We start from the raw sequence: 12,352 nt of genomic DNA, 5'->3' as shown, positions 1-12,352 counted from the left end.
TTGCCCCTCTCACTACCAAACTATACGCACCATTATAGCATAAAGGAGCGAGACAACCTTGTCAGATTTTACAACAGAAATATCGGGAGAAAACGTGTATGTACTTTTCTTGCGGTGGGATGATAGTACCACAAGAGGTCAACAACCACCTCTTGAAAATCAACTTCCGGTCTCAAGGAGAGAAGCAATAAGCTGACGGTTCAAATCCGTCCCGGGAGAAAAAACCGCGTCGGGAGGAATCAATCATGGCTAACAACAACTCTGGCAGCAACAACCTGGTAGTTCCTCAAGCGAACCAAGCTTTGGATCAACTGAAGTATGAGATTGCATCTGAATTCGGTGTAAATCTCGGACCAGACACTACTTCTCGCCAAAACGGTTCTGTTGGTGGAGAAATTACTAAGCGTCTGGTGAGCTTCGCAGAGCAACAATTGGCAGGTCGTCAAGTCTAACGTTCAGACAAGTAAATAGCTGGATGAAGAGAGGTCCCTTTTTAGGGGCCTTTCTATGTTTGCCATGAATAGCCCTTTTCTTTCCTGTGTGGTGCAAACACACAAGCACAATCGCGGACTAGTCATATGGTGTAACGAACAGTTAACTATCCTCGTTTGTCCAGTGGAAAGGAGCGACGTCCGGCTATGAAGAAAAAAGAAGTCAAGCAGCTTTTAAAAAAGCATCCCGAATTTGAAGCATGGGTCCTCGAAGATTCCATGCGGATTAGAGCGGTTAAAAGCAACCCCGGCATGGCGGAAGAATTGTTTAAAAGATGGAACGAACGCAAAAAAGGGTTACTTGATTTTGAAGGCATCTCACAAAAAACCAAACGTGCAAGCGAAATGCTGACAGGCGTGCAATCCATCATGGAAATGATGTCGGATTATTCGAAGAAACAGTAAATTACATTTGGAATGATTGGAGAAGGCTAGCTCATTAGCCTTCTTTTTCTTTTTCCTTTCAGGGTGTGTTTTGTTATACTAGAAAATGGGAGGGAGCGTGTCTATGTTCAAATCAATGGTTAGTCTCATGTTGGCCACAGCATTGACGCTCGTCCCTGGGACAAGCATATTCAGCCAGACAGTAGAAGGAGTTTACGCCCAAACGACGAAACAACAACCAGCGATTAGCGTAACGCCAGCCAAAACATATCCTGGGGACGTTATTTTTGTACGCAGTAAAGAGCCACAAACCGTAACGGTATTCTCTCAGAACTATCAATTGCAAAAGACACAGGATGAGTATGCCCGGTTTATCCCGATTCCTTTTAACACGAAAGCAGGGACCTATAAAGTTACATCTGCAGACAAAAAACTTTCCGTAACGGTGACAATCGCACCGAAAAAATTTGAAGTAGACAAGCTTACGGTAAGTAAACAGCTCAACAACATGCGACAGGATACAAAACGAATCAATGCTGATCAAAAAAAGATCAATGCAGCTAGATCAAACTCGCGAGCGATTCCGTATTTCTCGGAGCCGTTTCAACAGCCAGCAGTCGGAAAATTAACGACTCCATTTGGCTACCAGCGCGTAGTAAATGGTGTACCAGCCAACAGACATGCGGCGATTGACATCGCGAACAAAACAGGTACGCCAATTGGGGCGAGCAACCACGGGAAAGTGGTTCTGGCCGACTCTTTATACTTAACAGGCAATACCATCATCATCGATCACGGATTAAATATTTTTTCCATCTATGCTCACTTGTCCAAGCTAGATGTAAAGACAGGGCAAGAAGTGAAACAGGGACAGGTGATTGGACAAATGGGTAGCACCGGTTTTTCTACAGGTCCTCACCTTCATTACGGCATGTTAGTAGGTAATACGTATGTAAATCCACAGCCGTTTTTTGATGCATCACCTTTCCTCTGGAAGTAATTTGGAGGTGTCTTCATGAGAGTCACAAATGTGCCAAGCAAAGTACTCAACAACATGGTTCATTTCTTGGCGCCGTATGAACAGGCAGTTGAAGAGCTAAAGTTAAAACTAAAAGGAATTAAATACGGCTTTCAAAAAAGCGGCCGTTATTCTCCTATTGAATTCGTTGTCGGACGAGTGAAAAAAGTCGACAGTTTAGTAAAGAAGGCAAATGAAAAAGGAATCGACTTTTTGGGAGATCATTGGCAAAGTGACGTCGCTAGGGAAGTCCAGGATATAGCGGGCCTTCGAGTCGTATGCCGCTATGTAGACGACGTGCGCGAGGTGCTGCAGTTGTTGCAGGAGCGGGAGGATATTGTCATTCACGATGTCAAAGACTATATAGCAGCTCCGAAGGAATCCGGCTACAGAAGTATTCACATGATCGTTTCGTATACGGTCTACCACGGCAGCGAAAAGAGAACACTCTTTTGTGAGATCCAAATCCGTACATTGGGAATGAACTTTTGGGCGACAAATGAACATGAACTGCGCTACAAATATGCGGGCAACATTCCGGCAGACGTGTTGCAGCAGCTTCATGAAGCGTCTGTAATCACGCATCAGCTCGATGTGTTGATGAACAATTTGCGCCAAGAAATTCTCACACCGGCAGAAGTTGATACAACACTGGAAGAAAAACTGGAAGAAATATTTTCTTTGTACGTCAAGCAGGATTTGGATTCCGCCGCAGCCTTGTACAGGGAACATGTCAGTGGTTTCGAAGAGGCTTTTGCGGACAATCCTAAGTTTAAAATGATTCACGATTTGTTGGGAATACGGTTGAAATAACGTCTCTAGTTGTCTACAGACCAAATGTAACCTGAAAAAACGCGACAAAGTAGGAAAGGATATAGACTAACATGCGCTTTTTACTAACGAACCTACTCGTTGTGGTGATGGTTTTGTTCAACCTAGGCATGCCTTCCGCTTTTGCCGAGGAGTCATCAAGCCTGGAGCCTAACACTCTCATTGGACAATCAGCCATTCTGATTGATGCTACAACGGGACAAGTCTTGTTTGAAAAGAACCCTCATGAGAAGCTGTACCCTGCTAGTATTACGAAAATCGCAACAGGTATTTACGCGATAGAAAAAGGGGATCTGGATGACACTGTCACCGTCTCAAAAAAAGCACGCCGTGAAGAAGGAACACGTGTTTATTTAGAAGAGGGAGAAAAGATTTCCCTCCGCAATTTGTTGTACGGACTGCTCATGAATTCGGGCAACGACGCTGGTACAGCGATTGCGGAGCATATGAGCCAGACGACAGAGCGTTTTGCAGTGGATTTGAACGCCTATTTGAAAGAAAAAGTAGGGGTCACCGAAACGAATTTTGCCAATCCACACGGACTACATGACCCGAATCATTACACGACTGCCGCTGACATGGCCAAAATATCGCGGTACGCGATGAAAAACCCCGTTTTTAGGGAAATTGTCGGTACCAAGCGGCTGCCGTGGCATGGACAAACGTGGGAAACAGTACTAGTGAATCATAACAAGCTCCTGCGCGAATACGAAGGGGCGACTGGCATCAAAAACGGGTTTACAGATCAGGCGATGCATACGCTGGTTGGCTCTGCCAAGCGTGGAGAAACAGAACTCATCGCTGTCACAATGAAGGCCTCTACTAGTGCAAATGCATACAAAGATATAAAAAAGCTACTGGACTTTGGCTTTCAAGGTTTTGAGACCAAATCTGTTGCCAAAAAAGGAGATTCTTTTTCAGAAGTAGCTGTTCCTGGCAATACCTCGGTTGTGACTTTTACAGCCAAGGAAGATTTGTATGCGACGGTTCCCAAAGGGGTGGAGCCTTTGGTAGAGTTAAAAGCAAATGGGAGCCTGTCTGTCCAGGCTGGCAAGCTAGCCATCTCTTATCCGTTGCTTCGTCACGATCCGCCCGCTCCAGCTCCTGCTACTATGTTCGGGGATTCAGAAAGTGGCAACCCACATCCACTGGCGCGCTATAGCGTATTAATCGTCTGGTTAGGAATGAACCTTTTCTTAATCGCGTATACGTTTTCACGTGCTCAGAGGAATAAACGAATTCGCGAGCGCAGTCTGCAACGGCGGTTCTACTAATATAAAAATGAGAATCCAAACAGGACGTAGCACTATGCGCGTCCTGTTTTTTAGTTAGGTCAACTGTGGGGGATAGATGCCGTGTCCAATTGTGGAAAATGAGCGTACATTAGAGAAAGAACTTTTCTCTGGTGAGGGGGAGTGAGATGGACAACCGAATCTATGATCGCCCTGCCGTGTCCGTCATCATCCCAATGAGTGACAACACCAGGAATATGAAGAAACTACTCTCTGTTGTTAAAAGAATAGATCCACACACGGAAGTAATCGTCGTGTGCAACGGAGTGAGCTCCCAAGAAGCTAATCTGTCCAATGAATGGGGAGTACTAGTCCTTTCAACCGGTCTGGAAGTTGACAGTCATGAGGCAAGAGCGGTCGGCTCTGCTCACGCGAGGGGAGACGTTGTCCTTTTTATCGACGAGCGCCTCGCCATGCCTCTCTTATACGTGAAGAAATATGTCACGCTGGTCAAAAAGGGATGGGATGTCATTATCACGACATGCTCCGACCACTGGGGATCCAAAAGAGGAGAACGTTCAGCACACAGTGCCTATTGCCTGTTGAACCATCTTCTTGGTCAAAAAAGCATGGGGTCCGCTTCCTTTGAAAATATTCCCTTTGCTTTGAGCAGAAATGCTCTCGAGGCCATTGGTTTCAAGACTTTATGCAATCCGGCGGTTGCTATGGTTCATGCGTCTGTCTTGGGGCTCAAAATGACGACAATCGCCCCGCTTGCTGCGAAAAAGCAACCAATTGGCACTCGTGATAACGTGCAAAAAGACATCCGCGCGATTTATCGGGAGCATGCGAAGGCAATCCAGCTACTAACGGGTGGAACGAAGCAGCGCCGCGCAGAGCAGGATGGTCAACGACACCGCGACTTGGTGCATGCATCGGACGTTTTGCATCTGCGCTCGGTCATTCATCTAGAATCGCGCGTTAAGGAGGGCGGTGGACGGGGTGGCAAACGCAAAGCGAAATATGCGCGATCCCACAAAAAAACGCAGAGAAGAGCACATTAATAGCAAAGAAAAAGGCCAGAATGGATATCGATTAAGTGTCATCCTCTCTGTTCACCACGAGCGGACAATCCTAAAAGTACTCAAACAAATTGAGAAGCTTCGGCCCATGGAAATCGTACTCGTTGTGGAAGGCTGCCCGGATCAATCGGTGAAAAAGCTCGCTTATTCCTCCTGTCCACTCACCGCTCTTGTGTACCCGTTTTCTTTGGGGGATGATGTATGGAGAGCTATTGGTGCCAGGGAGGCCACAGGAGATGTGTGGTTGTTTCTCGATGCAGATCAAGTTGTAGCTGCAAATGATATGCAGTCCTTTGTCAGAACGTGTTACCGAGGAGCAGACATCACGTTGAGAAGGTGCATGACACCCCTTCGACAATCAATTATGGAAGCGGATACCATTTTGCTAGCGAAGACATTTCTCAATTCCTTGGTTTCACGTCATGAACTAAGAACGTCCTCGATGTACGATTTACCTTTTGCTATGACACGCCAAGCTGCCGCTACCATCGGCGTTCAACATTTGGCTGTACCTGCCGTTGCGCACGCTATTGCACTACACAAACAATTGCGTGTCAAGTCATCTCCTTACAATGCATCAGCAAAGCTTACGAGAAAAAGAGCGACACCAAGCAAGAATAAATCTAGCGTTAACCAGACGATCTTGGGAGATCATCTAGAAGCAATGGATTACGTAATGCCCCTCAAATGAATGTAACCGTTGTCGAGGCGATGCCAACTGTGGGTATCGCTTATTCGTTATTTTCAAAAGTCGCGCGCAAACGCGCCATCAAAAGCCGCTGGAATCATTTGATCTCTTGACTTTGCATTGTTCGGTTTTTGTAGTACGATAGGCAAGTAGGTCATTTTTTCTTGATAAAGGAGCAAACAGATTATGAGTATCCATATTGGAGCACAGCAAGGTCAAATTGCTGAAACCATCCTGCTACCGGGAGATCCGCTACGGGCCAAATACATTGCTGAAACTTTCCTCGAAGGAGCAGAGTGCTACAACAACGTGCGTGGCATGCTCGGCTTCACAGGTACATACAAAGGTAAGCGCGTTTCTGTACAAGGAACGGGCATGGGAGTTCCTTCTATCTCGATCTACGTCAATGAGCTCATGCAATCGTATGGCGTTCAAAACCTGATCCGCGTAGGCACATGCGGCGCGATTCAGGAAGACATCAAAGTTCGTGACGTGATTATCGCCATGAGCGCATCCTCCGAATCCCAAACGAATCGTCTCTTGTTCAACCAGATTGATTTTGCTCCTACTGCTAACTTTGAATTGTTGCACAAAGCATATCAAGTAGCGACTGAGCGCAATCTGCCTGTCAAGGTAGGGAATATCTTTACGAGCGACAGCTTCTATCGCGAGAGCTTGGATTTGTACAAAAAATTGGCATCCTACCAAGTGCTTGCTATTGAAATGGAATCTTCTGCGCTGTACACATTGGCTGCAAAATACAAACGCAACGCATTGTCTATCCTTACCGTGAGTGATCACATTCTTACCGGTGAAGAAACTTCCGCTGACGAACGCCAATCGACTTTCAATGAAATGATTGAAGTGGCGCTGGACGCAGCTCTGATCAAGTAAATTAGCATGCAGACGACATCCCACTGGCAAACTATCGTCAGTGGGATTTTATGTAGAGAATGGAAAAAGGGGATGGAATCATGAAACATAACTGCCCTGCCTTTTTTGAAACGGCATTTGACGAAGGGTATACGCAAGAGCAGGAAGGCTATTCATACAGGTTGTTCCGTGAAGATATGGGCAAGCTTCAGATAAAAACCGGAAAAATCGTGGCGAACGATCCGTTTGTCATGTTTGAGACTGAACCGTTTCAGGAGGTTTTCCCAAAAGGGAGCTTTTCCGTACAGCTTGCTATTGCGCAAGTTCAATCCCTGTCAAACGATGAGCAAACGGATGACGCTCTGGAGCCAGATGAACGGGTAGCATTGGCACGGATTGTCTTCTCAGATAAATCTGTCGTGTCTTGGAAAATGGCTGTTTGGCCGGAGTCAGATGTGTCACAGCTTGGCGAAGGTGAATTTTTTGGCTACGGTGTGGATGCGGGGACAGGCTCGTTCATGGATGCAGAGGCTTGCGCGCTTTTGGAACGAGAAATGGAGAAGGACGAGATGTTTTATGAGACATTGACAAAGAAAATGGATCAAACGTATAAACACACGCGGAGTTGGGGGCTAATAGATTTGGCGGAAGGCTCTAATGTGGCTATGTTTTCAACAGGTTGGGGAGACGGCAGCTACGCGAGCTATATCGGTTATGATACGGAAGGACAGATCGCACGTTTGGTAACAGATTTTTACTTGTTGGATTGGATGAGAACTGCTGAAGAATAGAAGTCGGGGTAAACGGGGAAGGAAGAGAGAAGAAAAGCTTATAGACGCCAACGTAGAGTGCCTCCAGTGGCACTCTTTTTATTGGTTATTTTTTCTTATTTCGTTCGAGGTATTGCGCCAGGTTATTCAACGTATTTTCGTACGATCTTTTTTTCGGTGTAGGGGCGATCGTTTTAGATTTTGGAATTACTTTGGTCATTTGGGGACCTCCGGGCATTTTTAGTTATAGTGATCTTAATTATAATATAAATGAATTTACAATAAATGTAAATAGAATTTTTTATTTAAAGTGAATTTTTTTATTTTAGTGAAATTTAAGTGCTTTATGTAGATTGTTGATAAATGTCTGTGTGGTCTTTTAGATAATAGATGGTTCAGGCAGTAATTTTGTTACTGCTTGTTAATATCTTATGGTGAAACTGATAGACATACTGGTAGAGTTTCTGATTGCTAATTAGATTTTTAAAAAAGCAAGTTTCGGTACATGCATATATTTGCACGATCTTTTCATTAGATCCTTGTACGAACGAGTTTGTGACACAAAACTGATAAACAGGTGAGTACCCCTCTCAGAAATTACGCATTTCATTTTGAGTCCGATAATATATATTATGTAAACTGATAAAAAGAGCAAAAGCAGGTGAGACATTAGCGATGGTGTCTGTTAACAAAAACAAAGCTACATAATTGACATTAACAACATGGCAACATTGTATTTCAGACCAAAAACATAGCAACATAACCACCAAATGCTAAACAATTGATCATTTATTGTTACTTGTTTATATCAAAGCGTGATTAAGGTATTCCAGCTAGTGCTATATAATAAAGTTAACTCGATTGAAAACATGTTTAATTATGCTTATTTCTCAAGCAGCTCCGATTATATGCATATAATATACATATCGAATGGATTGAATCAAAAGTAAGGAACAATTTGTCGTTTTTCAATTTCAGTTCATAAAACAGCCATTTCATGAACTGAAAATACATATTCGTCGTGCACTTTTATTTTTGCTCTCTTACTACCTACTCATCCAGCTTTGCTCAAAGGCATAACATGCAAGTTGAACTCTGCTTTCCAAATGTAGCTTTTTGAATATCCACTAGAATCAAATCAGGCATCCACCGTTCGCTAAGAAAAGTCGCCTCTTCGCCGCTGCTCGCCTCCGCATCCACTTCAAAGATCGGGTCGCTTTACGGAATGTTGACATTTACATTGTCTCCTTTAAAATCGTGACCCTCGTTTCTCCATCTTTTCGTTCGTCGTTTAGGTTCCAGGACATATTGTTAGCGCGATCCCGCATCATCTTAAGTCCATATTTGGTTGCCAACGCATGTACACGTAAACAGGGGAAGTACCAGCGTCGCTGTCACCAGGGGCAAAATAGATGGATAAATATGTTAAATAACAGTACTATATTTTTCCTGTCGGATTGTTTACGTCAAAGGCCAGAGACAGAGCTAGGCTGCCGACATTGATCGGCAGCCTAGTCTTAGTTGGAGATTGAACTGTCGTATTCAATTAATTGAACGTTCAAGAAAATAATGGCCGATTCTGATCCAAGCCCACTTTTTTACCTCCTGGAATCGGCAACTCTTTTCACTCGCTCATACGTAAGAACCAACTGTATCAAATGTTTTTGATTCAACAAGTCTATTACCTTGGAATTGGTCCAATCCATTTCTGTACCTGCTGTCGAACAAATGTTTCGTTGCATTTTCTAACCAGCGTGCTTGTTCAACATGGCATCTAGACCCCTGCGGACTTTCCGACAATTTTGGCCAAAATCCCATGCCACTCCCTTACACCTTCAAGATCTTTCACTGAACGAGGCATTTTTCATAAGTCGAGTAAAAATGCTCATGATTATACCTGTTTTGCTTCACAATTATGACGCCTCCTGCATGAGTGCATATTCCATTACAATAATTCGATATACCCTTCTGTTCCATGCACCCGAATTCGTTGGCCATCTTTTATCCTTTTGGTCGCATTCTCCACTCCCACAACGGCTGGCAAGCCATATTCACGTGCGATAACGGCTCCATGGGTCATCAGTCCGCCCACCTCCGTAACCAAGCCTTTTATGGATAAAAACAATGGAGTCCAGCTAGGGTCGGTAAAGGCGGTGACTAGAATATCGCCATCTTCCAGATCAGCCTCTACCATATTCAGGATCACACGTGCCCGCCCCTCTACAACGCCCGAAGAGACAGCGAGGCCTACAATGGCTGCGGCGGGGATATTTTCCCGTTTATACTGACCCGTAATTATTTCGCCATCAGACGTGATCACACGCGGTGGGGTTAGTTTTTCATATGATTTATACTCAGCCTTCCGATTGCTGATGATCTGGTAGTCTAATTTATTTGTGCGAACAACTTCCTGAAGTTCTTCAAAAGCGAGATAGTAAATATCTTCTTTTTCATAAAGAACGTTGGCTTGTACGAGTTGTTCCGCTTCCTTTAGTAAAGCCTGTTTATAAATGAAGTAGCGACTAACAATGTCGTATTTCGGATACTCACGATAACCGAGGAAATTCCGGATCAGGTCAATTATTTGTTTTGTCTCTTCGGCTTTTTGTTCACCACCCGGTAATTGTTTCAATCGGGCTAATAAGTCCTGTTCTTTTTTCAAAGCTTCCTGTCGCCCTTGCTCAAATTTTCGTTTGCTAGCACCAGGCTCAAGGTTTTTGATGTTACTGAGAATCATAGGTACCAGTATACTTGGTTTTTCACTCCAGCGTGTTCTTGTAATATCGATCTCCCCGGCACATCGCATTCCATATTTGTCGAGATAAGCAGCAATAGCATCACGTACCTGCTGCCCACCTTCGAATTGAACCAGTTCATCCAAAAAATTATCATCCATTACCTGTTGTAGATACTCAATTATTTCCGGATAGGGACGAATTACATCTGCAACATCCAGTAGCTCCATCCCCATTTCAGAAGTGACGTTGTTAGGTACAGATAGGGAAAGTGTGTCTGCTACGTTTTTTTCACCTAACCAGTCATTCATTTTTTCATTGATCCATGCAGAAGCATGCATTGCGGCCATAATCACATTCAAATTTTTCAGATCTGACGCACGCTGCCTCCGTTGCTTCATATCTTCCAGGATACAAGCAAATACATCCAATCCTGATTTCGTTTGGAGGTTCTGTTTTAACGCTGATAGCGATGTCTCACTGCTCTTAATCAAATTAGCAACAATTGCCGGATCGTTTCCTGCTTCTGCCAGAATATCCGCAGCCGACATACCTATATGGCTTTTTATGGGGCCCGGTTCGCTCTGGTCATTCGGGTCCAACTTTATAAAATCCCCCCGCTCTATGATGGTAATAAGCGCGTCTTTTATGAGTGGATCGGAGTGTCCTAAAACACCCAATAGATTTTGCCTGCCAGTTGTCGAAGCCAAGCCCTTCGTGATATCCACAAACAGCCTTCCGCCAGCTGTTTTAAACATGGGGCTGGCACCTGTTAACACCCAAACGGATATCCCAAGCGGTTTAAAAGGATCCGTCATCATTTGCTGATGGCCGACAGACACATACACGTGATTCTCTTGGTCATTCGCTTCAGGAATGGGATATAACGTGGTGATCGGCCGGCTCTGGACAATATAAAAGGTATCATCAGCCAAGCACCATTCGATGTCTTGGGGGCAGCCAAAATGTTCTTCAATCCGTCTTCCGATGCGTTCCAGTTGTAAAATTTGTTGATCTGTTAGGGCTTGCGTCTTTTGCTGTTCAGGATTGAGCTGCCGGGTCTCTGTCCCGCCTTCTTGCCGTCCATAGATTGCTATTTTCTTGGCTGCAATCCTCTTGTCGACGATTTGCTCATTCCGCACATGATAAACATCAGCAGAAACCAAGCCGGAGACCAACGCTTCTCCGAGTCCAAAACTGGCATCGATTGAAAGCAGCTTTCGGTTTCCTGTCATTGGATGAGCGGTAAATAAAATCCCTGAAGCCTGTGGGAAGACCATCCTTTGAACAATAACGGATAAATATACTTGACTGTGGTCAAATCCATTTTGCATGCGGTAGATGACCGCGCGATCCGTAAATAAGGAAGCCCAACATTTGCTGATATGGTGCAAGATGGCATCGATGCCGATGATGTTTAAATAGGTGTCTTGTTGACCGGCAAAAGAGGCATGCGGCAAATCCTCAGCAGTCGCGCTGGAGCGCACAGCATACGCATGTTCCTCGCCAAACCGGGAGAGATAGCGAGTAACAGCTTCTACTACATCGGAAGGGATTTCTACTTCCAAAATGATCTGCCGGATCTTCCTGCTGATTTCTCCAATTTGGTCTCGATCATCTACTTTTAGCATGGTTAGGCGATCCAATAAAGTATGATATGCTTCGTTTTGTTCGATGGCTTTTTGATACCCCACGGTTGTAACACAATATCCCTCGGGTACTTGTATTCCTTCAATTTTTGATAATTCCCCTAAATTCAACCCTTTTGCGCCAACGAGTAAAAGCTGCGTTTTTTCCATTTCCTGAAAGCCGAGAACGAAAGTACTCATTCAATATCTCCCCTAACCATTCATTTGACAAGAGCTTACCAGTGCGATAATTGGCCAGTGATGCTGTAACGATGGAGGGATTATCACGACGATTGTACGGGATGATGCAACAGTTGAAAGTGTCGTTATGAGCGATGTTTTTTTAAAGCTCGCTGAAGTCCAGACCATCCTCCTTAAAGTCGAAGCGTCCGAAATAAGGAGGCGGGGGCAGACGGTTCATACTTTTTCCATTGCTACGTCAGCAGCTTGTGGCCGTGCTCCAGTTCGGCTATTCTCGCCATCAGCTTGTTCCGGACCTGTTCCAGCCGCTCCTGTTCCTCCCGTCAATCCTTCGCTTCCATCTGCCTTGAACACACTCCTTTTTCCGTTTTTTGGGGATAAAAAAGAGCATTGACAAATCAAAGTTCAAGATGTAAAAT

11 protein-coding genes are annotated in these 12,352 nt (G+C 44.6%); 9 read left to right on the top strand and 2 right to left on the bottom strand.

From position 1 onward, the window contains the following. The first annotated feature begins 245 nt into the window (after window positions 1-245). From ODZ53_RS05075 to ODZ53_RS05035, 9 genes are all read left to right on the top strand, one after another. A complete protein-coding gene (locus ODZ53_RS05075) occupies window positions 246-452 on the top strand; it encodes an alpha/beta-type small acid-soluble spore protein (RefSeq protein WP_015891328.1) in 207 nt (68 codons plus the stop codon). Between the two features lie 186 nt (window positions 453-638). Next, complete coding sequence (locus ODZ53_RS05070; RefSeq protein WP_015891327.1) at window positions 639-896, top strand: hypothetical protein; 258 nt, start codon at window positions 639-641, stop codon at window positions 894-896. A gap of 103 nt (window positions 897-999) precedes the next feature. Then, the gene (locus ODZ53_RS05065; protein WP_064199338.1) at window positions 1,000-1,875 is read left to right on the top strand and encodes a M23 family metallopeptidase; all 876 of its coding nucleotides are present in this window, start codon (window positions 1,000-1,002) and stop codon (window positions 1,873-1,875) included. A gap of 15 nt (window positions 1,876-1,890) precedes the next feature. After that, on the top strand, window positions 1,891-2,706 hold the full coding sequence (locus ODZ53_RS05060; RefSeq protein WP_173605998.1) for a GTP pyrophosphokinase: 816 nt from the start codon (window positions 1,891-1,893) through the stop codon (window positions 2,704-2,706). 71 nt (window positions 2,707-2,777) lie between these two features. After that, entirely contained in the window at window positions 2,778-3,998 is a 1,221-nt protein-coding gene (locus tag ODZ53_RS05055) for a D-alanyl-D-alanine carboxypeptidase family protein (RefSeq protein ID WP_372676180.1), read from the top strand. 146 nt (window positions 3,999-4,144) lie between these two features. Continuing rightward, complete coding sequence (locus ODZ53_RS05050) at window positions 4,145-5,020, top strand: glycosyltransferase (protein WP_372676179.1); 876 nt, start codon at window positions 4,145-4,147, stop codon at window positions 5,018-5,020. Beyond that, window positions 4,980-5,729: a glycosyltransferase gene (locus ODZ53_RS05045; RefSeq protein ID WP_372676403.1), complete on the top strand. Its 750-nt coding sequence runs from the start codon at window positions 4,980-4,982 to the stop codon at window positions 5,727-5,729. The genes ODZ53_RS05050 and ODZ53_RS05045 overlap by 41 nt, the downstream gene beginning before the upstream one ends. Before the next feature lie 183 nt (window positions 5,730-5,912). After that, window positions 5,913-6,620, top strand: a complete 708-nt coding sequence (deoD, locus tag ODZ53_RS05040; protein WP_372676178.1) for a purine-nucleoside phosphorylase — start codon at window positions 5,913-5,915, stop codon at window positions 6,618-6,620. 80 nt (window positions 6,621-6,700) lie between these two features. Then, window positions 6,701-7,390, top strand: coding sequence for a DUF4241 domain-containing protein (locus ODZ53_RS05035; RefSeq protein WP_372676177.1), 690 nt, complete (start codon window positions 6,701-6,703; stop codon window positions 7,388-7,390). A 1,924-nt stretch (window positions 7,391-9,314) separates the two neighbouring features. Here ODZ53_RS05035 and ppsA read toward each other — a convergent pair. Then, window positions 9,315-11,933 (bottom strand): phosphoenolpyruvate synthase, encoded by a 2,619-nt coding sequence (ppsA, locus tag ODZ53_RS05030; RefSeq protein WP_372676176.1) that lies wholly within the window; start codon window positions 11,931-11,933, stop codon window positions 9,315-9,317. A 216-nt stretch (window positions 11,934-12,149) separates the two neighbouring features. Beyond that, entirely contained in the window at window positions 12,150-12,287 is a 138-nt protein-coding gene (locus ODZ53_RS05025) for a hypothetical protein (RefSeq protein ID WP_372676175.1), read from the bottom strand. Between the last annotated feature and the right edge of the window lie 65 nt (window positions 12,288-12,352).

The organism is Brevibacillus sp. BD137, assembly GCF_041644655.1.
In the GTDB taxonomy this organism is placed as follows: Bacteria; Bacillota; Bacilli; order Brevibacillales; family Brevibacillaceae; genus Brevibacillus; species Brevibacillus brevis_D.
Note: the sequence above shows the minus strand (reverse complement) of the source record. Positions and strands in the feature narration are given on the sequence as shown.